This window comes from Phnomibacter ginsenosidimutans (genome assembly GCF_009740285.1).
In the GTDB taxonomy this organism is placed as follows: domain Bacteria; phylum Bacteroidota; class Bacteroidia; order Chitinophagales; family Chitinophagaceae; genus Phnomibacter; species Phnomibacter ginsenosidimutans.
In genome coordinates this window covers 3,061,515-3,086,979 of the sequence record NZ_CP046566.1, presented here as the reverse complement: position 1 = coordinate 3,086,979, position 25,465 = coordinate 3,061,515, and the positions used below count along the sequence as shown (strand labels likewise).

23 protein-coding genes and 2 tRNA genes are annotated in these 25,465 nt (G+C 44.0%); 16 read left to right on the top strand and 9 right to left on the bottom strand.

All coding sequences use genetic code 11. The annotated features are described in order from the left end of the window. Positions 1–228 precede the first annotated feature (228 nt). The 4 genes from GLV81_RS20505 to GLV81_RS13235 all read left to right on the top strand — a co-directional run bounded on the left by GLV81_RS20505 (position 229) and on the right by GLV81_RS13235 (position 3,176). Positions 229–978, top strand: a complete 750-nt coding sequence (locus GLV81_RS20505; RefSeq protein WP_246185997.1) for a biotin/lipoyl-containing protein — start codon at positions 229–231, stop codon at positions 976–978. 26 nt (positions 979–1,004) lie between these two features. Then, complete coding sequence (locus GLV81_RS20500; RefSeq protein WP_246185996.1) at positions 1,005–1,784, top strand: dihydrolipoamide acetyltransferase family protein; 780 nt, start codon at positions 1,005–1,007, stop codon at positions 1,782–1,784. A gap of 206 nt (positions 1,785–1,990) precedes the next feature. Beyond that, complete coding sequence (locus GLV81_RS13240; RefSeq protein WP_157479288.1) at positions 1,991–2,563, top strand: hypothetical protein; 573 nt, start codon at positions 1,991–1,993, stop codon at positions 2,561–2,563. A 145-nt stretch (positions 2,564–2,708) separates the two neighbouring features. After that, positions 2,709–3,176 carry a hypothetical protein gene (locus GLV81_RS13235; RefSeq protein ID WP_157479287.1) on the top strand — a complete coding sequence of 156 codons (468 nt, stop codon included), beginning with the start codon at positions 2,709–2,711 and terminating at the stop codon, positions 3,174–3,176. A gap of 73 nt (positions 3,177–3,249) precedes the next feature. Here GLV81_RS13235 and GLV81_RS13230 read toward each other — a convergent pair whose 3' ends face one another. Further along, positions 3,250–3,777 carry a tetratricopeptide repeat protein gene (locus GLV81_RS13230; protein ID WP_157479286.1) on the bottom strand — a complete coding sequence of 176 codons (528 nt, stop codon included), beginning with the start codon at positions 3,775–3,777 and terminating at the stop codon, positions 3,250–3,252. A gap of 104 nt (positions 3,778–3,881) precedes the next feature. Here GLV81_RS13230 and GLV81_RS13225 point away from each other — a divergent pair, with 104 nt between their 5' ends. The 3 genes from GLV81_RS13225 (at position 3,882) to GLV81_RS13215 (ending at position 7,920) form a co-directional block, all read left to right on the top strand. Beyond that, positions 3,882–4,277 (top strand): hypothetical protein, encoded by a 396-nt coding sequence (locus GLV81_RS13225; RefSeq protein WP_157479285.1) that lies wholly within the window; start codon positions 3,882–3,884, stop codon positions 4,275–4,277. A 317-nt stretch (positions 4,278–4,594) separates the two neighbouring features. Further along, a complete protein-coding gene (locus GLV81_RS13220) occupies positions 4,595–5,194 on the top strand; it encodes a class I SAM-dependent methyltransferase (RefSeq protein WP_197428309.1) in 600 nt (199 codons plus the stop codon). A gap of 140 nt (positions 5,195–5,334) precedes the next feature. Next, positions 5,335–7,920, top strand: a complete 2,586-nt coding sequence (locus GLV81_RS13215) for an alpha-L-rhamnosidase-related protein (protein ID WP_157479283.1) — start codon at positions 5,335–5,337, stop codon at positions 7,918–7,920. A 347-nt stretch (positions 7,921–8,267) separates the two neighbouring features. Here GLV81_RS13215 and fumC read toward each other — a convergent pair whose 3' ends face one another. After that, positions 8,268–9,668, bottom strand: a complete 1,401-nt coding sequence (gene fumC, locus GLV81_RS13210) for a class II fumarate hydratase (protein WP_157479282.1) — start codon at positions 9,666–9,668, stop codon at positions 8,268–8,270. A gap of 385 nt (positions 9,669–10,053) precedes the next feature. On the opposite strand from fumC, the gene GLV81_RS13205 reads away from it, so the two are divergent. Continuing rightward, entirely contained in the window at positions 10,054–10,809 is a 756-nt protein-coding gene (locus GLV81_RS13205; protein ID WP_157479281.1) for a CHAP domain-containing protein, read from the top strand. A gap of 507 nt (positions 10,810–11,316) precedes the next feature. Here GLV81_RS13205 and GLV81_RS13200 read toward each other — a convergent pair. After that, complete coding sequence (locus GLV81_RS13200; protein WP_157479280.1) at positions 11,317–12,771, bottom strand: SLC13 family permease; 1,455 nt, start codon at positions 12,769–12,771, stop codon at positions 11,317–11,319. A 125-nt stretch (positions 12,772–12,896) separates the two neighbouring features. Between GLV81_RS13200 and GLV81_RS13195 the strand changes: the two genes are divergently transcribed. Together GLV81_RS13195 and GLV81_RS13190 are read left to right on the top strand one after the other, a co-directional pair. Next, positions 12,897–12,983 (top strand) — tRNA-Ser (locus GLV81_RS13195). Between the two features lie 222 nt (positions 12,984–13,205). Beyond that, positions 13,206–14,417 carry a site-specific integrase gene (locus GLV81_RS13190; RefSeq protein ID WP_157479279.1) on the top strand — a complete coding sequence of 404 codons (1,212 nt, stop codon included), beginning with the start codon at positions 13,206–13,208 and terminating at the stop codon, positions 14,415–14,417. A gap of 93 nt (positions 14,418–14,510) precedes the next feature. On the opposite strand, the gene GLV81_RS13185 is transcribed toward GLV81_RS13190, so the two are convergent. Next, entirely contained in the window at positions 14,511–14,924 is a 414-nt protein-coding gene (locus GLV81_RS13185; RefSeq protein ID WP_157479278.1) for a hypothetical protein, read from the bottom strand. 284 nt (positions 14,925–15,208) lie between these two features. Here GLV81_RS13185 and GLV81_RS13180 point away from each other — a divergent pair, with 284 nt between their 5' ends. From GLV81_RS13180 to GLV81_RS13170, 3 genes are all read left to right on the top strand, one after another. After that, positions 15,209–16,132: a metallophosphoesterase gene (locus GLV81_RS13180; protein ID WP_157479277.1), complete on the top strand. Its 924-nt coding sequence runs from the start codon at positions 15,209–15,211 to the stop codon at positions 16,130–16,132. A 126-nt stretch (positions 16,133–16,258) separates the two neighbouring features. Continuing rightward, positions 16,259–17,146 carry an agmatine deiminase family protein gene (locus GLV81_RS13175; RefSeq protein ID WP_157479276.1) on the top strand — a complete coding sequence of 296 codons (888 nt, stop codon included), beginning with the start codon at positions 16,259–16,261 and terminating at the stop codon, positions 17,144–17,146. Between the two features lie 142 nt (positions 17,147–17,288). After that, positions 17,289–17,585 (top strand): hypothetical protein, encoded by a 297-nt coding sequence (locus GLV81_RS13170; RefSeq protein ID WP_157479275.1) that lies wholly within the window; start codon positions 17,289–17,291, stop codon positions 17,583–17,585. A gap of 201 nt (positions 17,586–17,786) precedes the next feature. On the opposite strand, the gene GLV81_RS13165 is transcribed toward GLV81_RS13170, so the two are convergent. Together GLV81_RS13165 and GLV81_RS13160 are read right to left on the bottom strand one after the other, a co-directional pair. Next, positions 17,787–18,602 carry a hypothetical protein gene (locus GLV81_RS13165; protein ID WP_157479274.1) on the bottom strand — a complete coding sequence of 272 codons (816 nt, stop codon included), beginning with the start codon at positions 18,600–18,602 and terminating at the stop codon, positions 17,787–17,789. Between the two features lie 22 nt (positions 18,603–18,624). Beyond that, entirely contained in the window at positions 18,625–20,211 is a 1,587-nt protein-coding gene (locus tag GLV81_RS13160; protein ID WP_197428308.1) for an AAA family ATPase, read from the bottom strand. A 240-nt stretch (positions 20,212–20,451) separates the two neighbouring features. On the opposite strand from GLV81_RS13160, the gene GLV81_RS13155 reads away from it, so the two are divergent. The 3 genes from GLV81_RS13155 to GLV81_RS13145 all read left to right on the top strand — a co-directional run bounded on the left by GLV81_RS13155 (position 20,452) and on the right by GLV81_RS13145 (position 21,643). Continuing rightward, positions 20,452–20,964 carry a hypothetical protein gene (locus GLV81_RS13155; RefSeq protein ID WP_157479272.1) on the top strand — a complete coding sequence of 171 codons (513 nt, stop codon included), beginning with the start codon at positions 20,452–20,454 and terminating at the stop codon, positions 20,962–20,964. Positions 20,965–21,040: 76 nt separating this feature from the next. After that, a complete protein-coding gene (locus tag GLV81_RS13150; protein ID WP_157479271.1) occupies positions 21,041–21,331 on the top strand; it encodes a hypothetical protein in 291 nt (96 codons plus the stop codon). A gap of 12 nt (positions 21,332–21,343) precedes the next feature. Next, a complete protein-coding gene (locus GLV81_RS13145; RefSeq protein ID WP_157479270.1) occupies positions 21,344–21,643 on the top strand; it encodes a hypothetical protein in 300 nt (99 codons plus the stop codon). Positions 21,644–21,843: 200 nt separating this feature from the next. Here GLV81_RS13145 and GLV81_RS13140 read toward each other — a convergent pair whose 3' ends face one another. The 3 genes from GLV81_RS13140 to GLV81_RS13130 all read right to left on the bottom strand — a co-directional run bounded on the left by GLV81_RS13140 (position 21,844) and on the right by GLV81_RS13130 (position 25,119). Beyond that, positions 21,844–22,302 (bottom strand): hypothetical protein, encoded by a 459-nt coding sequence (locus tag GLV81_RS13140; protein WP_157479269.1) that lies wholly within the window; start codon positions 22,300–22,302, stop codon positions 21,844–21,846. Between the two features lie 730 nt (positions 22,303–23,032). Further along, on the bottom strand, positions 23,033–24,934 hold the full coding sequence (locus GLV81_RS13135; RefSeq protein WP_157479268.1) for a DUF2779 domain-containing protein: 1,902 nt from the start codon (positions 24,932–24,934) through the stop codon (positions 23,033–23,035). Positions 24,935–24,992: 58 nt separating this feature from the next. Then, positions 24,993–25,119 (bottom strand) — tRNA-OTHER (locus tag GLV81_RS13130). Positions 25,120–25,465: the final 346 nt, after the last annotated feature.

Below are 25,465 nucleotides of genomic sequence, written 5' to 3'. Positions count from 1 at the left end.
AGCCGTGTGTATTGGGCTGATGCAGTCATTCATTTTGTAAACATCCCGCAACAATCGACACTGCAGGTTGGGGGGTAAGTCATTTTCCCCGAAATTCGCAACTCCAAAAAGCAAGCAATCTATTATGGCCGAAGTAATAAAGATGCCCCGACTGAGTGATACCATGACAGAAGGTGTAATTGCCGCCTGGCACAAAAAGGTGGGCGATGCCGTGAAAAAGGGGATTTGTTGGCAGAAATCGAAACCGATAAAGCCACTATGGAACTGGAAAGTTATCAGGAAGGTACCCTGCTGCACCTCGGCACTGCTGCCGGTGGCAAGCTGCAGGTAGACGACCTGCTGGTAGTGCTGGGTACACCCGGCGAAGATATTTCGGCCTTGCTGGCTGGCGGCGCTGCTCCTGCACCTGCTGCGGCTCCCGTGGCCGAAGCTCCCGCTGCTGCTCCTGCCGCTGCGGCTTCATCTCTCGATTTGGCCAGCATTGAAGAAGTGGTGCTCATGCCCCGCCTCAGCGATACCATGACCGAAGGGGTGATTGCCAACTGGGTAAAAAAAGTAGGCGAGACCGTAAGCAAAGGCGATGTACTCGCAGAAATAGAAACCGACAAAGCCACCATGGAGCTCGAAAGCTACAAGAATGGTGTGCTCCTGTACCAAGGTGCTGCTGCCGGCGAAAAAATTCAGGTAAATGATTTGCTCTGCATCATTGGCCCCGCCGATTTTAAAATTGATGAGATTGTAGCCGCCGCCAAAGCTGGCGCTGGTGCTGCACCTGCTGCCCCCAAGGCTGAAGCTGCTGCGCCTGCTGCTACTCCTGCTCCGGCTGCCGCTGCACCAGTAGCTGCTGCTCCCGAAGTGGTAAACACCGGCCGTATTTTAGCCAGTCCTCTCGCCAAAAAACTCGCTGCCGACAAAGGCATCGACCTGCGGTATGTAAAGGCAGTGGCGACCACGGTCGTATTATTAAGCAAGACGTAGACAACTATACACCAGCTGCTTCATCTGTGGCCAGTGCTCCTGCTGCTGCCCCTGTGACCGCTGCTCAGGCTCCTGCCGCACCTGCTGCTACTGTTGCGCCATTTGTACCGGGTGGTGCCGGCGAAGGCTACAGCGATACTGCCAACAGCCAAATGCGCAAAGTGATTGCCAAGCGCCTCAGCGAAAGCAAATTCACCGCACCGCATTTCTATCTCAAGATGGAAATCAACATGGACAACGCCATGGCGGCCCGCACCAAACTCAACGAAATCAGCCCTGCCAAAATCAGCTTCAATGACATGATCATTAAAGCATCGGCCATGGCGCTGAAAAAGCATCCTGCAGTAAACAGTAGCTGGATGGGCGATTTTATCCGTACTTACGAACATGTGCACATTGGTATGGCCGTTGCCATTCCTGATGGATTGATTGTGCCGGTGATTCGTTTTGCCGACCAAAAAACCTTGAGCCAAATTGCTGCCGAAGCCAAAGAACTGGGTGGCAAAGCCAAAGGCAAAAAGTTGCAACCGAATGAGTTTACCGGCAACACATTTACCATCAGCAACCTGGGTATGATGGATATTGATGAATTTACTGCCATTGTAAACCCGCCTGATAGTTGCATTTTGGCCGTTGGAAAAATTAAAGAAGAAGTGTACCGCAATGCTAAAGGCGAATTTGCCGTAAGAAACATCATGAAACTTACGCTGAGTTGCGATCACCGCAGTGTGGACGGATCGGTAGGTGCCGCTTTCCTGCAAACACTGAAAGCGTTCCTCGAAAATCCGGTAACCATGCTGGTTTAAATAGCACAAACATTTTGAAGTGGCCGTTGACAATTTTGCCAGCGGCTATTTTTTTTGTAGCAAGCAGCCTATTTGCACAACTGTTAGCAAGTGCCTGCCTTGGAATTTGGCGGCATGATTTATTATTGAAGTTGGAACTTTGGTAAAGTTGGTTCGGCATTTCCGTCCTGGTTCCATCATTTTTTTCAATCTCAAAAACCAAGCTTATGCGTTGTGTAACTTCTATCGGAAATAAATGGTACTTCTTTTTGTTTCTTTCAATAGCACTTACTTGTACTCATTCTTTGGAGGCGCAGGCTGTGGTGGCCATGAAGAAATACGCCATTTCCAATAGTGGCTGCCAGGTAAGCCTGCCCGCTGCACCCGAGCCCTCCGAATGGCAATACGATGTGGACAGCAACAAGGTGTACTCCACCCAAACCAAACTAATAGTAGGCCAGCAGGAATGCCACTATGCCGTGCATATTTTGCAAATAAGAGCCGGTGCCGAAACCGATGATTTGTACGACCGGCTTGCCCAATACCTGGATTATATAAAAAGCCAACAAAACATAATTGAGTCTGCCGGATATACCAAAGGCAACAACCTGTTGAAAGCAAAATTCAGCAGCTCTTTGTCCGACAAGTGGACGGATCATAGCGGGCAGGAATTTTCGGTAATGGGTTGGGCCAAAGGTCGTACCATGGCAGTGTTGTTTGTTTTTTGCCAGGATGGTATTCCTATCCAGGCAGGGGCCAATGCCTTTCTGAACAGTTTTCAATTCCCCAACGGCTTTTGAATCCAACAGTTTTCTCAAAAATTAGCAGGGGAATTATGCCTTGAAGGCATTCGGGTATGTATCGCAGCACTTATCTTTGCCTACTTCCTTTAAAAGAAGTAAATCTAACACTCATTATTCAGCATTAAACATTTAGAAACCAACTATGAAAAAGTTCTTATTCTCCGTTCTGGTATTGGCTTTAGGCAGTACTGTAAATGCCCAAACTGTAAAAGACGAACTAGCCTATGTTCAACAAATTTGGGGCAAAGAGAAAAAAGCAGTAGTAAGCGAAGCGCTTCAATTGAAAACAGAAGATGCCGAAAAATTTTGGCCTTTGTACGAAGCTTACCAAACTACCCGCAACAAATTGGGCCAGGATAGAATGGCTGCTATCGAAAACTATAGCAACAATTTTGAAACCATGACCGATGCTAAAGCTACTGAAATTGCTAAAGCAGTATTGGCCTACAACAAAGCGTTGAACAAGTTGCAAGGCGATTATCTGAAGAAAATTTCAAAGGCTGTTTCTCCAATTAAGGCTGTTCAGTTTTTGCAATTGGAAAACTATATTGATGCGCAAATTAAGGCGGTTGTTTCTGAAGCATTGCCTTTCTTCCCCGACAAAAAATAAGAGCTATGCTCTCTGTGCAATAAAAAGGCGAACTCACGGGTTCGCCTTTTTATATGTCGGTTGACCACAAGTTTTATTGCAGCCTCAATTGCTGAAGTAAGTTGCTGTATGCGGGGTTGGTTCCATGATATTGCTGCAAAATTTTTCCGGTAGTAATAGCTTTTTCTCTTTGATTGGTTTGCATGTATAAAATGGTTAGGGCATTCAGCAGGTCGGCATTGGTGGGTGCTTGTTCTAATGCTGTTGTATATACTTTTTCTGCAGCATCCTGCTTGCCTTGTTGTTGCAGCAGTATGCCATAATTATACTGTGCTCTTATGTTTTGCTTGTTGAGGGTAATAGCTTTTTGCAATGCTTTTTCTGCCGGTTCCATTTCTTTCAGTTCGGCATATAGCAGGCCAAGGGTATAGAATATATGGTCGCTGTTGGGTTCAATTTTTGCAGCTATTTGCAGTTGCTGCAAGGCTTCGGTGTTTTTGCCCGTAGCGTTTAAAATAGAAGCGAGGTTTACCCTTGCAATGGCCAGTTGGCTGTCTTTTGCAATAGCTCTTCTATAATATTTTTCGGCACTTACCACATCGTTTTGCTTGCTGTAATGCAGGCTACACGCAAACTGTCACTAATATTGGCTTACAGCGGCATCAGATTGCCAACAGCGGCTGTGCGGCACTTTTTCCAAAAGCGCCTACAGGTATTGAAAGCGGATTGGATGTTGATAGTAATAAAGTTTTCACCGCCAGGGCAGAAACCATCATCAACAAAGAAACCTACGTGTATAGTGTGCAGGTAATTCAGCTAAGAAATCCTGATGCGGTGGAGGATGATTACGACCAACTTACTCAATACCTCGATTACATCAAAAGCACCCTCAATATTGCTGATGAAGAAGGCTACAAAAAAGTAAACGGCCTTACCCGTGGCAAGCTGGCCAAAGCCATAAGCGACAGTTGGAGCGACCACACGGGCATAGAATTCAAAGTAATGGGCTGGATACAAGGCAGAACAATGGCCGTGCTGTATGTAATGGGGCAAGGCCCGCTACCTGCAAAACTGGGGATCAATAATTTTCTGAATGGCTTTCAGTTTCCCGCTGCATTTTAAGGACTTATCACATAATGCTGAAAAAGAGAAAGGAGCCGGCTGAAGGCTCCTTTCGTTTTGCAATAGGGGGTTGGGGTATTAACTCATTATTGCTACACGCAGTACAAGAATGTATGCAGTGTATATATCTCTCAAGGTTTGAGACCGATGATTTGTTGAACATAAAGTTACCGTGAATTAGGCGCCAAAGCGCTACAGTTGTCTGATATTCGATGAATTCGTTTTTTTCATAGATGAAAAAAAACTGTTGAACTGCATAGGGGTTTGTGCGAAATTTAGTGTCTTCTAAGGGCCCCATTTTGTAAAACAACAGTGTGATGTCTGCAGAGTTTTGGAATCAACGATATGCTGAAACGGCATTTGCCTACGGTGAAGAGCCGAATGCTTTTTTTGCCGAACAATTGATGCGGCTTACACCCGGTCAACTCTTGCTGCCTGCCGAAGGTGAAGGCCGCAATGCAGTGTTTGCTGCTCGCCAAGGCTGGCAGGTAACGGCTTTCGATTTGAGTGCTACAGCCAAAGAAAAATGCACCCAATTGGCGGCCAAGCATCAGGTGGCTGTTCATTTTGAAATTGATGATGCGGCTTTGTTCTTATACGGTGAAGAAAAGTATGATGCCATCGCATTGGTCTTTGCTCACTTTCCGCCAGAGTTGCGCTGGCAGGTACATCAGCAGGCTGCTGCCGCACTAAAGCCGGGCGGCATACTCATTCTGGAAGCCTTTACGCCTGCACAATTGCATTACAACAGCGGTGGTCCCAAAGAAATTTCCATGCTGTATACCGCTTCTACATTGCGGCAAGATTTTCATCCGCTTCAGGTGCAGTACTGCGAAGAAGTACTCACAACTCTCGATGAAGGTCCTTATCATCAGGGCATGGCAGCCGTTGTGCGGTTAGTGGCCAAAAAACCATAATCATCTTCGGGCCTTTCGGGGCCCGTTGCATTTGTTTGGTGGTACATTTACAACATTCATTGTATTGCATATGAAACAGCTTTTTTTGCTTGTTATGACCAAGTTGCCTGCTCGCCTGCAACAGCAGGCCCGACAACGTCTTGTATCAGTCGGATGAGTTTACCGTGTATACCGATAAAGTAGTGCAGGGTAAATACGAAGCCACTGTGGTTTCTCCCACAGAAGTCCGTTCCAATTATGTGAGTGCTGCCAGCCAGCAGTATAGTCGTTTGGTAAAATTTAAAGTGAGCATCAATGAAAAAGACAATGAGATGCTGCCGGGCCAGGACCACTGGGTGCTGATTGGTGATGAACACGAATCGGATATCAAAACATTCGGGCAAAATGATGGCGCCGTACCGGCAAAAGATCCGGGTTTTTTGCCACCCAACTACGAGTATACATTTCGCATCAATATGGCGCCGGTACTGCGTCAATTTGCGGCACAGGGGTATTTTGAAGCATTTGATGGCAGTAAGGTGGCAAAGGCCGATTTCAAAGGATTTTATTTGGCCGGTGGAAGCGAACCACTCACCTGGGATTTTGTAAACCTCGATGAGCAAGGGTTAAAGCTGACGGATGAAGACAACGATTCGGTGTACAGCATCAAACTCAAACTCAATCCGCTCAACCCCGAAGACACTGCTGCCAAAACATGGAAACTTTCAAAAGACATTTCCGCAAAGCCTTCTTACACTTCGGAGCAGCCCATTGTTGATGCTTTGTTCAATCTGAGTTTGGAAGAAGCACTCAAGAATATTGAACCCGATACCACTTTCCGTACAGGTGCCAAATGGGGTGGTGTATGGACCCGTGATATCAGCTACAGCATCTTGCTGGCTTTTGCTTATCACGAACCAGAAGTGGCCAAGCACAGCCTCATGAAAAAAGTGAAGCGCCGTCGTATTATACAAGATACGGGTAGTGGTGGTGCATGGCCTGTCAGCAGCGACCGTACCACCTGGGCACTGGCAGCATGGGAAATATACAAAGCCACCGGCGATACAGCTTGGCTGCGCAATGCCTATGAAATCATCAACAACAGCTTGCAGGATGATGCCAAAGTGGTTGGACTGACCACATCGGGCATGTACAGTGGCGAGTCGTCTTTTCTCGATTGGCGGGAGCAAACTTATCCCCGCTGGATGGACAACAAAGACATTTACATGAGTGAAAACCTCGGTACGAATGCCGTGCATTTTCAGGCACACAACATACTTAGTCTGATGGCGAAAGAACTGGGCATGGATGTCGGCAATCATGCAGCTACCGCACTCAATATTCGTACAGGTATTGATAACGTACTTTGGATGGCTGATAAAGGCTATTACGCACAGTACAGCTACGGCCGTGCATTCGCCAATGTATCGCCCCGTTTTGAAGCCTTGGGCGAAGCACTAGCTGTATTGTTTGATGTGGCGGATAAAGAGAAAGCGAAAAGTATTATTTCAAAGTCGCCAATCACACCTTACGGTGTTACTTGTATCTATCCGCAAATCCCTAACATTCCACCGTATCACAACAATGGTATTTGGCCTTTTGTACAATCGTTTTGGAATTTGGCGGCAGCCAAAGCTGGCAACGAACAAGCATTATCGCATGGCCTCGCAGCTATTTATCGTGCTGGCGCTTTGTTCCTCACCAACTACGAAAACTTTGTAGCCGAAACTGGTGACTATGCTGGCACAGAAATCAACAGCGACCGCATGTTGTGGAGCATGGCTGGTAATCTGGCGATGGTGCACCGGGTGTTTATGGGCATTCATTTGGAGGCCAATGGCATTCGTTTTCAGCCGGCAGTGCCTGCGGCATACAAAGGCAGCAAAACGCTGCGCAATTTCAAATACCGAAATGCCATGCTCGATATAACGGTCAATGGCACGGGCAATGTGATTGAATCCATTACACTGGATGGAAAACCATTGGCAAATGCTTTTTTGCCAGGCAATACCATTGGCAAACATCAGGTGGTCATCAACATGAACAATCAGTCTTTTGACAAGGATGGCATCAATCTGCAACCGGTACATTTCAGCCTGCCCGATCCACAAGTAACGTTGAATGGCAACCAACTCAGCTGGAAGGCCATCAAAGGGGCCCGTAAGTATTGGGTGTATAAAAATGGTAGTGTTGTCAGCAAGCAAGCTGATCCCGGATTCGTGATAAGCGACAATAGTTTGGCTGAATACAAAGTGAGTTCCATTGATGAAAAAGGTTATGAATCATTTACCAGTGAACCTGTATTGTTCGGCCGCCAGCAACAACAACTGCAAGTGGAACTGGAACAGTTTGCAGCACCGTCATCATTGTCCTATACAGGCTTTGCAGGCAAGGGTTTTGTAGCCATCAGCAATACTGAAAATACCACACTGAACATCACAGTGCAAGTGCCTACAGCAGGTCGTTACCTTGTCGATTTTCGCTATGCCAATGGCAGTGGTCCGTGGAATACGGACAACAAATGTGCCATCCGCAGTTTGTATGTGAATACGCAATATGCAGGCAGCTTTGTGTTTCCACAACGGGGTAAGGATGAGTGGAGCGAATGGGGCTACAGCAATGCACGGTACCTGAATTTGAATGCCGGCACTAACAACCTGCAACTCAAGCTGGAGCCTTGGAACATTAACATGAATGTGGATGTTAACACGGCGATGCTGGATGCCTTACGATTGGTGAAGATGTAGGGAGTGAAATACAGGACGCGGATAAAATGGATAAAGGCAGGATTTGCGCTGATGGTATTGGATATTTCAATTAGCCACGGATTCGCGGATTCTCTTTGGCGAGGGTGAGTAAATGTTTGTCGCTGGATTTGTATTCTATAGCCACGGGTTTCAACCCGTGGTGAAAGGAAGCGAGATTTTTTAGGGAGGGGTTTTAACCCCTTACAGTGAAGATGAAAAGATGGCCACAGATTCACAGATTATTTGGAGCTGAGGAACAGTATCGTCACGGGCCGGGAGGCCTGTGACACCAGCAATAAAAAAGCGACCAATATTGTTGGTCGCTTTTTGCATAACTGTCTATCCCGTTATTTGAGTTCACCCACCATATCGGCAGGAATTACCCAAGCGTCAAATTCTTCAGGTGTTACATAGCCCAGCTTCACCGCCATTTCTTTCAGCGTAGTACCTTCTTTGTGGGCCTTCTGTGCTATTTCAGCAGCTTTGTAATAACCAATCTTGGTGTTCAAAGCAGTTACCAGCATCAGGCTGTTGTCTACGTGTTTTTTGATGTTGGCTTCTATCGGCTCAATGCCTACGGCGCATTTGTCGTTGAAGCTTACACAACCATCGCCAATAAGGCGGGCACTGTGCAGGAAGTTGTAAATCATCACCGGCTTAAACACGTTCAGTTCAAAATGACCAGTGGCACCACCAATGTTGATGGCCACATCATTGCCCAACACCTGAGCCGCAATCATGGTCAGCGCTTCACACTGGGTGGGGTTTACCTTGCCGGGCATGATAGAAGAACCTGGCTCGTTATCGGGGATGAAAATTTCACCAATACCGCTGCGTGGTCCTGAGCTGAGCATGCGGATGTCATTGGCAATTTTCATAAGGCTAACGGCAACAGTTTTCAACGCACCATGTGCTTCTACAATCGCATCGTGAGCAGCAAGAGCTTCAAATTTGTTTTCAGCTGTTACAAATGGCAAACCGGTGAGGGCTGCAATATGCTTCGCTACATTTTCGCTGTAGCCTTTTGGCGTGTTGATGCCAGTACCTACGGCTGTACCACCAAGCGCCAGTTCACTCAGGTGTTTCAGCGTATTTTTGATGGCTTTCAAACCATGGTCGAGTTGCGATACATAGCCACTGAACTCCTGACCAAGTGTAAGTGGAGTGGCATCCATGAAGTGGGTGCGGCCAATTTTTACCACATGCATAAAGGCCTTGCTTTTTTCGGCCAGTGTATTGCGCAGCTTTTCGATGCCGGGGATGGTTACTTCCAGCAAAATTTTATACGCCGCAATGTGCATGGCAGTGGGGAAGGTATCGTTAGATGACTGCGACTTGTTCACGTCATCGTTGGGATGTAAAAACTTCTCCTTATCGGTGAGGCTACCACCATTGAGTACGTGGCCACGGTAAGCCACCACTTCATTTACATTCATATTACTCTGTGTGCCGCTACCTGTTTGCCACACCACCAGCGGAAAATAATCATCGAGTTTGCCTTCAAGAATTTCATCACACACCTGGCCAATGAGTTTGCATTTTTCTTCGGGCAGTACACCTGCTTCAAAGTTGGTGATGGCCGCTGCTTTTTTGAGGTAAGCAAATGCCCGGATGATTTCTTTGGGCATGCGGTTGATGTCTTGCGCAATTTTAAAATTGTCGACACTGCGCTGGGTTTGTGCACCATAGTATGCATTCACGGGCACTTGCACTTCGCCCATCGTGTCTTTTTCTATCCGGTAGTCCATATATGTGTTTTTAAATGTTCAAAAAGTTCCAGCGTTCACAAGTTCCAAAGTTTACAAGTTGGAATGTTGAAAGCGGGGCAAGTTAATGTTAGGAAAAGATGTATATCCTAACATCTGTCATCTGCCATCTAACATCCAAAATGGTTGCGCAAATGTAGCTGATGCGGTGCAGACGCAGCTGTCATTTCGCAGTAAAAAGAATGACAAGGGAGTGTTTTTAAACTGTCGAATGTCATAGCAATTGCGGGCAATCTGTCGGAAACTTGTAAGAACAACGGAAGCACGACTGCCAGTCTTGCAACCGCTGTTTGAAACAAAACATACCGGGCGTGTGGGGAAGACAGTTGACTGTTTCAACACTTTTTTTGACCTGTAAATCGAACTCATGAAATATCCCGGCCGTATTATCCGCAAGGGCGACACCGACACCCGCATTGTGAAAGCCATCCAAACCCGACTCCAACAATTAGGCATCGAAAGATTTGATGGCACCGGCATTTTTGGCACTAAAACCGAGCAAGCCATTCGCTTGTTTCAGGCCCGTTTTATCGATCAGGAAGGCATGCCACTGACCATAGATGGCGAAGTGGGCAGCATTACTTGGGAGGCGCTGTTTGGCAAAGCCAAAGTGCCCGATAACCATAGCACCAGCAACAAGTGGATAGAAGCCGTATTGCAAACGGCCCGTGGCGAAATTGGGGTGCTGGAGCAACCCAGCGGCAGCAACTGGGGGCCACGCATTAAAAAGTATTTGCAAACCGTCAATATCAACTTTCCGGCGGCATGGTGTGCTGCATTTGTGTATTGGTGTTTTGAAGAAACAGCACTGGCGGCAGAAAAGCCCAACCCGTTGGTAAAAACCGGCGGCGTACTGGCACATTGGAATAAAACCACCGGCAAAAAAATAACGGCGGAAGAAGCGGTGAACAATCCGGCACTGATAAAACCGGGGCAAATATTCATCATGAGTTTTGGTGGTGGATTGGGCCATACCGGCATTGTAGAAAGTGTGCAGGGTGGATTCATTACCGTGATAGAAGGCAATACCAATGATGGCGGCAGCCGCGAAGGCGTGGGCGTATTTCGCCGGACAAGAAAAATAGCAACGATTAATAAGGGGTTTATTGAGTATAAGATTTGAGGGATTTTGAAACCACGAAGACGCTAAGGAGGCACGAAGGAGCACGGAGTTTCTTTGAACCACGAAAGAGCACCAAGAGGTGGCAGTTGGCAGTATACAATTTACAGGGCACCAAATTGACTACTGCAAACTATTATTTTGAGCACGAAGGAGCACAAAGAAGATTGTGTTCGAGGTGAGTCAAGTTGCCTACTGCCTTATTTCTTATTCCTTATTCGCTATTTCTTATTTCACATCCTGTGTACAAGCAAAACCAACTGCTTACAAAAAGGGTAGTATTTTTCTGTTCAGAACTACTCTCCCAGAATTTTAGTACCAACCATTCAGCTCACGGCAACATCCGTGGGCTGGTTGATTTTTGGGTGGTAAGCAACATAGCAGCACACCGCTGAAGGGCTGGGGGATAGAACGGGTAGCTGGCCTGAGGCACGAAGGCCACTACAAGTGATAGCCCCAACTGCAGCTGCTGATTGCACTACAGCTGACAGCCCCAATAAAAACATAACGCTAACGGATGTGTGCTACGGCATAGGGCAGCAGGTAATAACAAAACAGGGTAATGAGGATAACGGCTATGAGGTTCATCACCAGGCCCGTTTTAATCATGTCGGACAAGCGGAGGCGGCCGCTGGCAAACACAATGGCATTGGGCGGAGTACCCATGGGCAGCATGCTGGCGCAACTGGCGGCCAGCACCATGGGCGTGGCCAATAGCAATGGATCGAGCTGCATGGCATCGGCCATACCGGCTAGCACGGGTGCAAATACAATGACCTGTGCTACGTTGCTCAGTATTTCGGAAACGAAAATGGACACCAACGTTATCACCAGCACCAATACAAACAGGTTACTGCCGGCACTGGCAGCCATCCATTTACCCAGGCTGTCAATAATGCCTACTTCATCGAGCTGGTTGGCCAGCGAAATGCCGCCGCCAAACAGCAGCAAAATGCCCCATGCCATTTTGTGGGTGTCGGTCCACTCGAGTAGCTGTCGGCCAATGCCTTTGGTATCGCCACTGGGCATGGCAAACAGCAGTATGGCACCCATTACGGCTATCAGGTTGTCATCGAAACTGGTATGCAGTTTGGCATTAATGAGGTCTTTGAAAATCCAGAGAAATGCGGTGAGGCAAAAAATAACGAGCACTCTTTTTTCGGGTACACTCATGCGGCCCAATTGTTGAAGTTCGTGTTGTATTACTTGCCGTGCAGCGGCATTGCTTTTAATTTGGTTGCGGTACAGCACACGGGTCATCACCCAATACAGGGTAAACATGAGGATGATGGAAATGGGTACGCCAATAATCATCCAATCGGCAAACTGAAAAGTGTAGCCATAGGTTTTTTTCAGAAATGCAGTGTACGATACATTGGGCGGCGTACCAATAATGGTGGCAATGCCGCCAAAGTTGCTGGCGTAGGCAATGCTTAAGAGCAGGCAAATGCCCATGTTGCGAATGGCTGCGTCATTTTCACGATTGCGTTCGAGTACCTGCACTACACTCATGGCTATGGGGTACATCATCATGGTAGTGGCGGTATTGCTGAGCCACATGCTTAAAAAACCGGTGGCCAAAATAAAACCGAGAATAATATGGTTGCCACTGGTGCCTGTAAACCGCACTACATTGAGTGCAATGCGACGATGCAGGTCCCATTTTTCGATGGCGAGGCCAATCATAAACCCACCCATGAATAAAAAAATGGCAGGGTTGGCGTAGGGGGCTGCAGCATCGGCGGTGCTGCAAATACCCAACAGCGGAAACAACACAATGGGCAATAAGGACACAACGGCCATGGGCAATGCTTCGGTAACCCACAGTGCTACCATGAGCCCGGCGCAGGCTACGGCCTTTTGTGCCAGCGGCTGCAGCTGAAATGGATTGGCAGCCCACAGGAAAATAAACAGGGCCAGACTACCCAACTGGAGCCAGCCATTTTTTGACAAAACGAATCGCATAGTTGGCGGACAAGATATTGATAAAAGCAAAACACAAAACGAGTTATAGGGCAGGTAAAAGGATAATGATGATTTTCTGTTGTTTTGTGCACTGGCTCTCAAACCTTAGCTTTGCCGCCCCATACAGAGAGGTGCCCGAGTGGTTGAAGGGGCTCGCCTGGAAAGCGGGTATACGGGAAACTGTATCGAGGGTTCGAATCCCTTCCTCTCTGCTTTTTACACTGCGAAAAACGCTGCAAAACGCTGCAAATCAACGTTTTATACATTATTTGAGTTTCTGGAAAAGTGCAAATGTCTCTAAAATCACACCACGTTTTGGTGTGATTTTAGAGACATTTTTTTTGGGCATTTTAGACTGCTGCGTTATGCTTCATTTTGCATGTTTCTAAGTTCCACCAACACGTCAATTTTAATTATCAAAATGATTGACCGTTATGTTGGATTTCATGGACATTCGATTTGGCTACATGCTGAGGAACAGCTCGCCAAACAAACAGGGACAATATCCCATCATTTTAAGAATCACTTTTCGCAATGAGCGAAGGGATCTTTTTACAGGATTGTATTGCAGCCGCAAAGACTGGAACGTATCCGCGGGAAAATTTGACCGCAAATCAAAAATGGCTTCCGAAGGCAACCGCAATCTGGAAATGCTGCACCGGAAAGCCGCCAATGCATTTGATCAGCTGCGGTTCAATGGCGACGTGTTTAGCCTGGAAGAATTGATTGATAAAATCAAGGGCAAAGAAGAACGTCCGCAATTACTTATTGACTATTTGCGGGAAGGAGCCGAAAAAGTAAAGCTTCGTGCAGGGGTGGACGTTACCAAAGCCACGTATGAAAAATACAGGCGCAGTGTGTTGCACATGGAAGAATTTCTGATGAAAGAATTCAAAGTGCGGAACTATAGCATCAACCGCTTGAACACGCATTTTCTCGAAAAGTATTTTCGATACCTGCGCACCACCCGCAATCTGCAACACAATACGGCAGTCAAACATTTGTCGTTTGTAAAAACTGTACTGCTGCCCGCTATAAGAGCTGGTGTGATAAAAAATGATCCCTTTCGGGAATTGAAACTCCGCTTGAAACCGGTGTATCCCGGCTTTCTCAATCAGGAAGAAATTGATAAGCTGGTGGCATTAGAATTACGAGACAGAAACATGGCCCGTAAGCGGGATATCTTTTTGTTTGCCTGTTATACTGGTCTTGCCTATGTAGACTTAAAGGGTTTGAAAGGTGAGCATATTTTTCAGGAAAAGGATGGCACGTATTACATCATCAAAGCAAGGCAAAAAACAGGTGAACAAAGTATTATTCCCTTGCTGCCTGCTGCAGCCCGCATTCTCCAATCTTACAGCCCTACAGGCGATATCAGAGATTTCATGTGGTATGTTTCCTCCAACCAAAAAATGAATGAGGGCATCAAAATACTCGGCGTAATGGCAGGGATTGAAAAGCCGTTGCACATGCACCTTGCCCGGCACACATTTGCTACAACCGTTACGTTGAGCAATGGTGTTCCTATTGAGTCGGTGAGTAAAATGCTGGGGCATGCTACCATTAAACAAACGCAGCATTACGCCAAAGTAGTAGCCTCGAAAATCAAAGATGATATGTCGAAGATTATGGGGTTGTACCGGTAGGTAGTAAACAGTTATAAAAATAAATTACATAACAAGAAACACCACTGAAAGAACATCGTTGGAGTAATTTAAAAAAAGTACATTGAGATGCAATTAATGCATCGTGAGGTGGTACACATCTGACTTATTCCGTTGAATATCGCGGATCAAGAACCCACCCGGTTCAGGTATCTTTTCCCACAAATCGAAGCTTGTGCAGGATTTAGGAAGAGCACCAAACACCAGAGTGAAGATGTGTGGTTTATTGGCTGGAATTGTCAGCCAATTGGGGTAAATGCCAATATTGTATGCGTGTATCAGTTGCACTTTTTCGCTTGCTGGAATTGGCACCAAATAGGTAGTGGGCCAAATTCGAATCCATTCCATTACATCAGTGCTGTTATAAGTAACATGCAAAATAACCTGTCCTTCTTCGGCATGTTGAGCCGAGAGGGCCAAACGGGTGGCTTCATCTACCTGTACTTCGGTTTCTGTTTGTATGGAACATTGTGGCGGGTTGAAAAGCATACCGGGTTGGATTTATTGAAAGGGAACAAAGTTCCCTGCAAATGATTGCAGTCTATTTGCAAAGTATCCTCACCTATTCAACAAATAGCTGGTACTTCTTCCGTCTGCGTTTCCGGCTGGTATAAAGGCGCCAATTTCCAATAGCTGTTGCAAATCCTTTGCAGGTTATGCCATAAAGGTGATCGCTATTTTTTTATTGCTATGAGCCGATTAGTCCTGCTATTCGGCTAACGGCAAAATCCGCTTCGCAAATAGGTTGGTATTTTACATAGTAAACTTGTATCATGAAATACGACGTTTTCGGCGATATACACGGGTATGCGCAGGAGTTGGAAATACTGTTGCAGCAATTGGGATACGAAAGGAAAGGAGGGGTGTACGCACACCCGCTGGGAAGACAAGCTGTTTTTGTGGGAGATTACATTGACAGAGGTCCGATGATACGGGAGACATTGCATCTCATCAAAGACATGTGCGATGCGGGCAACGCTTTGGCGGTGATGGGCAACCATGAATTCAACGCCATTAGTTTTCATACGCCACACATCGAGAAAGGCGGATTTTTCCGGGATCATTCGCTTACGGAAATTGAGCAACACATCGATACGCTCAAACAGTTTAAACACGTAGAGCAGGAATGGCTTTATTTTCTTGATTGGTTCAAAACGCTGCCGTTGTTTCTCGATCTTGGCTACATACGAGTGGTGCATGCTTGTTGGGATGCAAAGTACATTCAATGGCTGAAGGAAAACTATACAGGTATCAATACCGATATCCTTCGATTGGCCAATGATAAAAGCAATCGGGGCGAAGTATTTACCGTCATCAACGAAACACTGAAGGGCAAGGAATACACGTTGCCTGCGGGGCATTTTTTCGTAGATAAAGGAGGAGTGGTGCGCAATGAAAGCAGAATAAAATGGTGGACGCCAAAAGCAGCTCCAATCGATTTCAATCACTATCTGATGGATTGTCCTCCTGAATTGGCGAATGAAAGCTTACCGGATGATGTCGAACCTTTTTCATACACAGATCATGTGCCTGTATTTTTCGGACACTATTGGCTGAAAGGAAAGCCGTCTATTGAAAACAATGTTGCTATTTGTCTTGATTACAGCGTGGCAAAACACGGATATCTCGTTTGCTGCAGTGTTGACGTCATGGACCAACAACCTGTCATGAAACTATCCTATCAGAAAGCGCTTTAAAGCAGATTGAATCACATTGCAAATACATTGCTATCTGTGCGAGGATCTTTGGTGTATGCAGTTTTAGTGGTCGTGGTTTTTCCATTTGTGCGTATCGATAAGAAGCTGCTGTAAAACGCTTTTAGTATGATTGCGAACGCAGAATGCAATGCCGTTTTTTTGGCCGATCTTTTTTCTGTGCAATTTCCGGATATCTACCGACGATTGGTGTTTCAATTCGAGAGGTATGGTATACATCACGGATTGATTCCTGGTTGCAAGGATATTTGGGTAACCGACTTTATGCCGTTGCAGACCAAGGACGATTATTTTGTGCATTACAAATACAATCCGGATTACCTGCAAGCAAAAAAGTGGCAAAAGACCATTTCGAATACCAAAGCGATTTGTGAAGCCATTGAATTGCGGGCTACGCCACTCACCATAAAACTGGATGGAGGGAATGTGGTTTCCTGCGGCAACAAAGCGATTGTAACCACCAAAATATTCAAGGAAAACGAAGGATGGCACGAATATGCTTTGAAGCAAGAAATCAAAGCACAGCTCAAAGTGGACCAACTCATCGTCATTCCACAAGAACCGAACGATCCTATTGGTCATGCCGATAGCATGGTGCGATTTCTCGACGAAAACACCGTGTTGGTCAACCATTATCCCAACACAGCACCGTACCGTGATTTTGGCCTTGCCTTGCGGTGGAGCCTGCACAACGCAGGCTTGCATTGCCGCACTTTTCCTTACTACGCCTGGAAAAACAAAGACGCTTATGATGCCACCGGCTGCTACCTCAACTATCTGGAAGTAGGGCCATACATCTTCATGCCCCTGTTTGGCACTTTCGAGGATATGGAAGCAGATATTTCTTATCAGGATGTCTTCGGCGGCCGACAAATTATTGGCATTGTTTGTCCGGAATTAGCCAAGAAGGGTGGGGTGCTCAACTGTGCTACCTGGAGAGTAAAGCTGACCGATGATGATATTTTTACAAGGCCGAAGGCATTGTTATTTAAATAAATTACTGCCATGCGTTATTCTAGGTAATCAGGGCTTTTGCTTTCGCAGTTGTGCAATTAAAATTTAGTAGAAGTAGAACATATATTCGGTCTGGTGTTTACGTTTAGCAATGTAGACAGCATTGATGCTGGTGTAAAAGGACATGGCATTGCTACAGCTGGAAATTGCCAAAGCCAACCAGGAGCAAGCGGCCTACCTGAACCAGCAACAGGCTTTACAAACCCTACTCACTGCCGCCACCCAAAACCTCAGCAGCCCCGACCTCGCCACCAAAGAACAAGCCACCAGTACCATTGCCAAACTCCGCACATCTTTACAACAACTCAAACCACCGTACAACAATAAAAAAGCCTTGCAAGCAAGGCTCAGTTATTTACATCACCAACTGCATGTCCGAAAGCTGCAAATGGTGAGTGGGTATGTTAGTTGGAGAGAATAATAACGTTCGAGGCTTGCCGCAGGGCTGGGTTTATTGCTGTGTCTGCCCGGTAACTGAAGCCGATTAAAAAACTGTTGATGAAGTTAACAACTAAAAGCCAAATAGCATTCGGTCAAGCCCGATATTAGTTGATAGTAGTATAACTGCCGATTGTTATTCCGTCCGCCAGCCTTGCGGCAAACCTTTTGTTGGTGGCATGTGCTATTGTATATTGAAATACTCATTGTAATACTCAATTAGTGGATAATAAGTAATGTGTGTCTCTTTGTCCGACGTAATAGAGTTGCCAAAAATATAAAGTGAGCTATTAGTACAGAGATATCTGTCATGCCCTGCTTTTGGGTAAAATTTCAATATATGTTTCTTACCAATAGTTTTTAGAAATTCAATACGTTTATTTCTTTCGGTTTTATCAATAAACTCACTATGGTTTGAACCTTTGTAGTCATAATCGTTACCTGAATAATAGAATTCGATTAAGCAATGTTTATCACCAATATTTAAAGTGTCAAATAGTAATTCTGCATCACGGATAGTGCAAATGTTTCTTATGAGGTATCTGTCTTCAATTCTAATTTTCCAAAAAGGCAACTGCTCTGTCATGTTGAAATATTCGCCTATTTTTCTAATGGACAGTTTTGCTTTGTCTGGATACTTTAAAGACAAATGATTTATAAAAAAAACACCAAACTTGTTTGAAGATTTTTGGAGTTTCTCATCATTTGAAATAATGATGTCAGGTAATAATTCAATATTTTCTTTACTTACAATACCGTTCAGTATCATTTCAATTATTTCTTGGCCATTACTGAAATTTCTGAGTTTTAATTGAAGGAATTGTTCTTCATTTGATAATGACTTTGTAAGCGAACTTAAAATTCTGTAATGTTCTGATTGATTAGTAAAAGTTGTATAATACTTAACCTTTTTTCCCACGAATAGGTCGGTTATATCATTTAATCCTATATTTCCATTTTTAGTAAGTTCGTTGGTGATGCATTCTTTGTCTATGGCCACCTTGATGCAATGTGCTTCCATTTCAGTTTAAATTCTTTAGTTTGAAGAACAATAAATCTTCATTGATTGAAACGTCCATAAAGTCAGTAGGGAAAGGTCTATCCAAATCGCCGTCTTTATCAATCTGAATGTTTATTATATCATTTGATGATTTCTCATCATGGATGTAGTTTATTGAAATGTCAGAAGGAAATATATCATATGGAATGGGTTCTTGTTCTTCAATTAGATTAGTTTTTAGCTTGTCTTTTCTATGTGTTTGTGAAATACGTCTTTGCAACCTTTTGACTAAGTATTCACTATGGGTTTCTATGATAAGTTGTAAACCAAATTTTTCTGTTGCTTCAATAAACAAGTCTGCTAAATTCGCTTGAAAATTTGGATGAAGAAATGTTTCTGGTTCTTCAATAAGTATAATTTTATTCTTGTTCACCTTGTTTCCTAATATAAGTATTAAGTAGGTTAGCGTCCAATAACCGCTTCCCTCATCAATCAAGTTTATTTTCGTTGCTTGGTCAGAAGTTAATACAGCTTTATATTTTTTGTCGTCCTTAGAAATCAGCAATATCTCAGGGACCCCTTTAAAATGAAAGCGTTTGAGATTATTAATTAAGAACTCGTCTTCTATTGAATTAGGGTTAGAAAAGCATTTTAAATACACTTCATCTTTGTTTAAAGTCCTTTTCCTACTACTGATTTCTGATATTTTAATTGTTTCAATTTCTTGCAACTTTTTTGAGTTTAATTGGAAGCTGTCTTTTATACCTTGATAAGTTAGATTTAGCACTTCCTTTAATTCGTGAGAGCAGTTTGAGAAATAACTTGTGATTTCATCATTAAAAAGATTAACCTCTGTAAGAATAGCGCCTGGCTCCAACCCATGTTCAGGCATAAACCTCTGTTTTGGAGATGAAAATTCAATTTCATCAATTTCATATAGAAATTGCTTTTCAAGGTGACCAAACTTTGTCTTTAATGAGTTCTTATTATCATTTATAGTTTCTTTTCCCAATAGCACATTTAAGTTGCCTCTGGTTGGCTTTGGCAAATCTTCTTTGTTGATATATTTTAAGAACGATGTCAATAAAAAAACTCTGCCTTCTTTTGTAAGGTTTATATTATAGCTTTCATTATGTTGCTTGTAATTGTTTGTAAACAAAAGGTCATTTGTTTCAGTATCAAATAGATTTAATTCATCAAGGAATAAATATTGTTCATCGTCTAGTGTCATAACGATAAAGACGAACCGATACTTTAATTGGCTAATTACAAACTTGTCGTTTTCAAATCCAAAATCTATCAATAGGTCAATTATCAAAGGTTTAGACGTATCGTTTATGAATTGAGTAAGATGAGTAAAATTGTCTGAGAAAACCTCATCATTTACAACTTTTTCATTTTTAATCATCTGAAAATCATCGTCAGGAAAGTATCTAAATGCCGTTGGGTTTTTAAGATATTTAAAGATGAATTGAGCTGCTTGTAGAAAAGAGGATTTTCCGACACCATTTTTCCCAATAAGGAATGAAATGGAGGAAAATTTACAAAATTGATATTTGGAATAAGTTTTAAAATTTTGAACACCAATTCCACGTATATATGTCTTCATATTTCTCGTCATAGTTTAGAGTGTTCCAAAAGCATTGCCACAACTCAGAAATAGGGGAAATTCAACAATCCAAATTCATTGAAAATCAATTCCATTTTTAGCGCAATCTGGATTGCGCTAAAAATGAAAAACCTATTTAAGACTCCTAAAATACACCTTACCATCCATTTACCAATCCCTTACTTGTTTTGGTAGGGCTTAGTTCACTGTCTTTTTTCTTTATTCCATAAAACCACAGTTATGCAACACACTCAATCCAGTGCCCTAAGCGGCACCGGGCAACGCTTTGCCCAATTCATTTACGCCAGCTATATGCTGGCTTTTTTATGCCTGTTATTTTCCTTACAAAGCTGCGAGAGGCAAGTGCCGGCTGTTGGTTTCTACACCATCAAGCTGCCCATTGTGTACAGCTACTACCAAGATGGCTACGGGCTGTATTACCGCAATGCCAATGGCTTTCTGGCCGAACTCAACGCTACCTGTGCCGATGCTGGCCGTTCGGCCACCTGGCAATACAATGGCTTGTTTGCTGGCTTTGCGGCTTCGCCGCGGCCAATCAGCTGCCCGAGTGAGCTGGCCCGTTTACAGGATGATATAGTTCACCATGCCTGGGATGCTTTCAGCTTGGTTGATTATTCTCTCATTAGTGTGCAGTATCAGCGGGTGGCGTTGAGAGATCAACTCATTATCCAAACCCGGGAGCCAACCATGTACGTGAGTGTTACGGCCCTCGAATGCCGCATTTACTGGTAAAAAAAAACAGCGCCGCATGGCTGCGGCACTGTTGCTATTCTCTCATCACACAATTACAAACTATGAAAAACGTTGCATGCTCTTGCATTTTTCTGCTGCTGGCTTTCGCCTGCTCAGCACAACCCAAAACAAATGTGTATCCATGCGGGTGTACCTCAATCAAAACCATCCGCCTTTCAGCTTCACATTTTTTGATGAACAGGGTAGGAGATTGCCCATGCTCATTGCTGGTGTGGCCAGCCCCGATTCCTTAACCTTTCTCTTGCCCAAAGGCAAACTCATCATGCGGTGCAGTTTCATGGGCAAGCAACTCGATTTGGGCATCGTCAAACGCCCCATGCCCGACACCATCCGTTTTCATCAATAATCACACCCACACATGAAATACATCTTCGTCATTGGTTTGCTGCTTTCCTGCAGCAAACCAACTCTTACCGCCTCCGATGAACTCATCATCACCTCTGAAAAATGCTTTGTGAAATACACCATCTACCGAATAGTAGAACACCCCACAGATTCACTTCGCTTTCAAGCCTCCGGTATCATTGATTGTAACTACAGCAGAGAAGCCAGGCACCGTATACCCGTTGGCAAATACCTGTTAATGGGTGAAACGGATGGGTTTATTGTAAATCTGAAATTTGAAAAGAATCAAATTAGATTTTCTGTGACTTTATAACAGTCATAATTTTACATTTTGAAAAGCATTTGAAAAATGTCCTGCCTGCTTCTATTGCTGTTAAAAGTTTCAAAAGATAAGAACATATTTTGCTTTTCATCAGTTTAGGTACAAGCCCGATTTGTAGCCCATAGTAGTGCAAAAGTTATGGCTTCTTCCCATCGGACTTGCTGTCGCAAAACCGTCAGTTGTACACTGGCTTAGTTTTTTCTTATATAAACTCTAGTGTCTGACGATTTAAGTGATGTTATATAAAGATATTTAATGTTGTTTTCAGTGGTCACCTTGATTTGGTATGGTTTAATTGTTCTGTCGTATTCACCCCATGAATTAGGACTGAGATAAGTCAACTCGGTAAAAAATACTTTTGAAGTTGAGTCAATAATAAAGTCGTCAGTATAGGATAAAAACCATTTTGCTTCATATCTTCCATGCTGGCAAGTCCCGTCATTTTTTATTTCTAAATATTCTTTATCATTTGGCTCTACAAGTTTTGGCTCCTCGGTTGGTTTGTAGCTTCTTTTAAAAAGCTCCCAAATGCCTATTATATCCTGTCGTATTGATTCTCGATTAGTTTTGTTTGGTATTTGTTTTTCACTACTTGAATTGTTGCAAGAAATAGAAGTGATGATAACTACTATAAACAAAAGAACTCTCATAAAATTTGTTCGTTTTTTTCAATTTACAATTTATCATTTTGTACTGTCACCAAAGTTGGTGTACAAATCATAATAGCTGAAAGTTTTCAGCTATTAAATCTTTCGATAATACAAATACGTTGCTATAAAAGTCCCCATCGTTTTTTACTTTACCAAATCTTTCCTTTTTCTTACCCAAACATTTCGTCGCTCTATGCTGCTGGGATAGTGTGGGCAGGAGTGTGTCCTTACAAAAGGTCGGCGGTCTTTCATCGGTCGGCCAACAAAAACCTCGCCAGCCCGGCATGGCACTTTTGCAGGCCAACACACGCAGCTTTGTGCAGCAGAGCCATGCTGCCCTGCGGGTGCTCCGCAAGCTCCGAAGGCTGTCATGGTTTTTGGCAGCCCTCAGGTCGCCGCCGTCCGGCCCTTTCTGGCTGCAGCCCAGCCTACCTTGGTTGGCCCCCTTACTTCCTTTCGCTTCCGTTCCGTTTCGCTGCACTGCGCCTGCCAAGCCCACCGCACAATACCCATCCATTGGCCAGGCTTCGTTGGCTCCACTCTCACTACAGCTGCAGTCAGCGGTCGCTGCACTGCAGGATAGGCACGGCTACAGCCATCGGGCCTCCACCGCTTTTTTGTGCGCCGCCGGCTGGCCACCCTCAGCTGCGGGCCTGTACGCTCCGGCTTTCAGGCAGTCGCTCTGCTGACACAGCTCAGAGTTTTATTGAGTTGCTTTTGTCTTGGGGACTTATCTGATTCCCCAGTGATACGCAATTATTACCATCGCCATGGTGTCTAGCTTACAATATTCGAGAAGTTGATTTCTGATGGAGGCTCTCTGGGTTTGAGAAAGGTTGCTGTCAAAACGGATTCTTTGATAGGCTCGCATGGCATCAGTTCCTCCAGCCACAACATCATCGCTATCTATATCTTCTACGTTGTTTAACGCTTTCAAGTTGTCGTAAGGATCTATAATCCCAGTATTCCAGTTGTCAGGTGAATATTTAGAAAAATGAGGAACCTGATGCAGGTATGGGAAATGGCTCCATATTGCCGGCAGTACTTTTTTAATTGAAGTCCGACCCTTCATGTATGGGTGGAAATAATATTGGATGGTGAGTTGATTCATATCAATCAGGCGGCCTTTGCGTTTGCTGGCTTTATCACTGGTGATGTCTGTTAGCCATTTCTCTAATTCAGGATCCTTATTGTCGCTGTTAACTATTTGGTTAAGTATTGCTGACAAAACAGTGTTTTCATGTGTTGCCCACATAAAAGCTGTGCCCGTATATCCAATATGTTTCATCAATGCTCTGGCAAATTCAATATTGGGAAAAGCATTTGAATCAGGAAATTGCGAACCAGTGTGTATCCATTCTTTGTGTATTGGAGTTGCGCCTTTGTATGGAATCGTGTGACAACTCCATTGAAATGCGATTATTTCATAAGGACGCATGTTCTTGTGAAAGGGAACTGAGCCAGTATACGTTTCGAAATCAATAAAATGTAATGGATACTTCAGTGAATCAATAAAGGAGTGTAAAGCTTCCGATTTCCATTCTGTATTCTCTTTTGTCTTTTGTATTTGTAAAAGCTGCCTATGAGCCCTTTTGCCCAATTCGTCTTTGTCTCCACGCAAAACAGCTGTATCGATATCAAACAGATGTGTTTTTTCCTGATTGATTAATTCATTCCAGTAGTATTCTTTCTGTGTATTTTTTACAGCGCCGCCAAAAAACAAGTCGAAAATATGATGGTCCTGATAAGCTATGTTTCCCCAGCATTCAGCATATCCATTCTGAGATTCGTTAGGTGTGTTGAACTCACATGCTTTACAATCCTTCGAAATCTTAAAGTCCTCATTGGCTATTCCCTGGTTCAGAATCCTCAAGTATCTAGCAGCCTTTTGTTCGACAACTGGTTGCAAGGCTTTAACTTGATCTGTTATGTTGAGTTGTGTCAGTATTCTATGACGTTTCAAAAATGCTACATAGTACTCCTTAACTTGGTGATGCTCGTATTTGAAACGTACAACAGGTTTTTTAAATCTTGTTTGCTGTTGCGTGATGATATCTGGGTTTTCATCTTCTATTTCAGATATGTTCGGTTCAATTGAAAACCATCCTGCTAACCCATCAATTTCGGTATACAAACATTTGTCGGGTAAGAAAAGAAAACTGGAAATATTGTGATTTGGATACTGTTCTGACAGTACGTGATATTGGTAGGCGACATCTTCAATGTATGTATCCAACTGCTTGATCGACTTGGGATCGTTTGAAGCATAGGACTTTGACTTTACTTCAATCAATTGCAACTCCTGACCCCTTTTAATGAGGATATCAATTCGGACAATTTTTTGACCGCTTTGAATAGCCGCTTCAAAAAGTGTTACATGATCCTGTTTCAATAGTTCGAGTGTTTGCTGAACGCATTCTTTTGTAGTTCCTTCAATCTCTATTCCATCTTCATAATATAAAGTGGCCATCTTTCCGACAATGTAGCCCCCTTGTGCAAGCATTTCCATGTATTCATTCGTGTCATTAGTCGTTGGATAACCCTCTTTTTTATATACCAGTTTCTTAGCACAACCAGAGGCAAGTTGATAATCGGATTTCGAGAGCATTGGAAGCTTTTTTTCTATTGGCATACGTTTGTTTTTGTGGTGAACGGCTATAGCTTTTATCGGTGTCTTCTAAGTATATGAGTGCTGGGGGCAGGAATCGAACCTGCATGAGCTTATTGTAAGAGGTAGTGCACCACACAGCATTCAACATTGGCCCGCCCTTTCGGGTGTGTCTATCCAGTCCGTCGACTTGTTTTCACCACCCCAGCTATTTGTGATAAAATCTTTCAACTTCTTCTAATCTTTCTCTTTGAATTTGTACTTAACGTAACCTGTTAAAAGTCTGCCAGTCAGCACGATTATAAAAATCAGCAAGATGTTCCACATGATGTCATAAGGTGGGTGCTTTCTCATTTTATATATAAACCAAAATCCACTTACAGTGATATACAAAAAAAACAAGTGCTTTGTGGTCAATTGTTGTCCGCCAATCCCCCCCGATTGTATTGTCCATTCTGGCAGAAAATGGTAGCCTAAAAAGGCGATAATCATTGTAAGCTGGTATATTCTTAAATACATAACAGTTGATTGGATGGTTCAGGACAAAAAATGTAA

Coding starts and splice junctions, on each gene's coding strand:
- GLV81_RS13240 (WP_157479288.1), top strand. CDS start 1,991: ATGCGTTGTGTAACTTCTATCGGAAATAAATGGTACTTCTTTTTGTTT.
- GLV81_RS13235 (WP_157479287.1), top strand. CDS start 2,709: ATGAAAAAGTTCTTATTCTCCGTTCTGGTATTGGCTTTAGGCAGTACT.
- GLV81_RS13220 (WP_197428309.1), top strand. CDS start 4,595: ATGTCTGCAGAGTTTTGGAATCAACGATATGCTGAAACGGCATTTGCC.
- fumC (WP_157479282.1), bottom strand. CDS start 9,668: ATGGACTACCGGATAGAAAAAGACACGATGGGCGAAGTGCAAGTGCCC.
- GLV81_RS13205 (WP_157479281.1), top strand. CDS start 10,054: ATGAAATATCCCGGCCGTATTATCCGCAAGGGCGACACCGACACCCGC.
- GLV81_RS13200 (WP_157479280.1), bottom strand. CDS start 12,771: ATGCGATTCGTTTTGTCAAAAAATGGCTGGCTCCAGTTGGGTAGTCTG.
- GLV81_RS13190 (WP_157479279.1), top strand. CDS start 13,206: ATGTTGGATTTCATGGACATTCGATTTGGCTACATGCTGAGGAACAGC.
- GLV81_RS13185 (WP_157479278.1), bottom strand. CDS start 14,924: ATGCTTTTCAACCCGCCACAATGTTCCATACAAACAGAAACCGAAGTA.
- GLV81_RS13180 (WP_157479277.1), top strand. CDS start 15,209: ATGAAATACGACGTTTTCGGCGATATACACGGGTATGCGCAGGAGTTG.
- GLV81_RS13175 (WP_157479276.1), top strand. CDS start 16,259: ATGATTGCGAACGCAGAATGCAATGCCGTTTTTTTGGCCGATCTTTTT.
- GLV81_RS13170 (WP_157479275.1), top strand. CDS start 17,289: ATGGCATTGCTACAGCTGGAAATTGCCAAAGCCAACCAGGAGCAAGCG.
- GLV81_RS13160 (WP_197428308.1), bottom strand. CDS start 20,211: ATGAAGACATATATACGTGGAATTGGTGTTCAAAATTTTAAAACTTAT.
- GLV81_RS13155 (WP_157479272.1), top strand. CDS start 20,452: ATGCAACACACTCAATCCAGTGCCCTAAGCGGCACCGGGCAACGCTTT.
- GLV81_RS13150 (WP_157479271.1), top strand. CDS start 21,041: ATGCTCTTGCATTTTTCTGCTGCTGGCTTTCGCCTGCTCAGCACAACC.
- GLV81_RS13145 (WP_157479270.1), top strand. CDS start 21,344: ATGAAATACATCTTCGTCATTGGTTTGCTGCTTTCCTGCAGCAAACCA.
- GLV81_RS13140 (WP_157479269.1), bottom strand. CDS start 22,302: ATGAGAGTTCTTTTGTTTATAGTAGTTATCATCACTTCTATTTCTTGC.
- GLV81_RS13135 (WP_157479268.1), bottom strand. CDS start 24,934: ATGCCAATAGAAAAAAAGCTTCCAATGCTCTCGAAATCCGATTATCAA.